At 66.5% G+C, this 1,112-nt stretch carries 1 protein-coding gene and 1 pseudogene; both read right to left on the bottom strand.

The features are described from left to right. Positions 1-674 (bottom strand): MMPL family transporter (locus tag AWC14_RS20800; RefSeq protein ID WP_211282309.1); only part of this gene is annotated, 674 nt, incomplete at its 3' end. 162 nt (positions 675-836) lie between these two features. Further along, positions 837-1,112: pseudogene (locus AWC14_RS20795) on the bottom strand (TetR/AcrR family transcriptional regulator C-terminal ligand-binding domain-containing protein); the annotation flags it as partial.

Below are 1,112 nucleotides of genomic sequence, written 5' to 3'. Positions count from 1 at the left end.
GCGATCGAGATGAGCACCAGATCGTGTTCGGCCGAACCGATTTGGTCGCTGAAAGTGGCCGGTGGACCGGTCACCCGCACCGTGGTGCTCGAATCGGCGAAGGCCTCGGCGGCGAGGGCGCGCACCGCTTGCACGGATTCGGCCGCGGTGGGGTCACCTAAGGTGCCGGCCACGCCGACCGGCAGATACCAGGCCTTGCCGTCCTGGCTGACCGCTTGGGTGGCGGTGACCGGGTCGGCTAGCAGGTCTTGGACCAGCAGCACATGGTCGGTGTCGGCGCGCAGCCGCGACACCATCGCCTCGTAGCGGTCACGCGCGGCCGGAGTCAACCCGGCGGGGTCTTCCATCGCGACGAAGACTGTGGTCTTGGATCCCTGCTCGCCGAACGCGGCGCTCATCCGGTCCAGCGTTTGAAACGACGGCACGTCGCGGGGGATCAGATCCACCGATTGCTGCCGCACCACCGTCTCCAACTGCGGAAACAGCAGGGCCAACACGACCGCGACCGCGAGCCATGTCCCGATCACCAGCACTTTATGCCGCACGGTGAATCCGCCCAGGGCGGCCAGCCGCCCGCTGTATTCCCTCCCGGCAGCCGGCGGCCGGGACTGCCCGGTTCGTGCCGTGTGGCGCGCGTTCGCCGTGGCCGTCGAACCTGGTCGGCCGTCTGTCATCGCATCTACTCCCGAAAGGGAAGCGCCTCTCCCTGGAAGAGAGACTATGGAAAAGAGACTATCGGTATCGCAACGCTACTATGAGTACCCCTTTGTGGGGAACGGCATGCACCCGAGGTTGCCGACGCGATGCCCCTGTAGTGGTGGCAGCGCCGGGCATCGTCAGGCGGTTTCTGGCGTCGGTGGTCGGTGGGCCACCAGGAAATCGTCGACGATGCGGACACGGTCCGCGGGTGTCAGTGTTTTCATCCCGGTGAGTTTGGCGAACACGATGGGTCCGAGTAGTTGGATGATGGCCAGCGTGGTGTCGAAGTCGTCGAGTTCATCACGAGCCGCCGCGCCGGCCAACAGCTCGTCGAAGGGTTGCCGGTACTGCTCGATGACGCGAGCGCTCAGACCGGCCAGGGGCTGGCGCGCGTCGCTGTTGGGATCGGGCCC

This window comes from Mycobacterium kyorinense (assembly GCF_002101735.1).
Classification (GTDB): Bacteria; Actinomycetota; Actinomycetes; order Mycobacteriales; family Mycobacteriaceae; genus Mycobacterium; species Mycobacterium kyorinense.
Note: the sequence above shows the minus strand (reverse complement) of the source record. Positions and strands in the feature narration are given on the sequence as shown.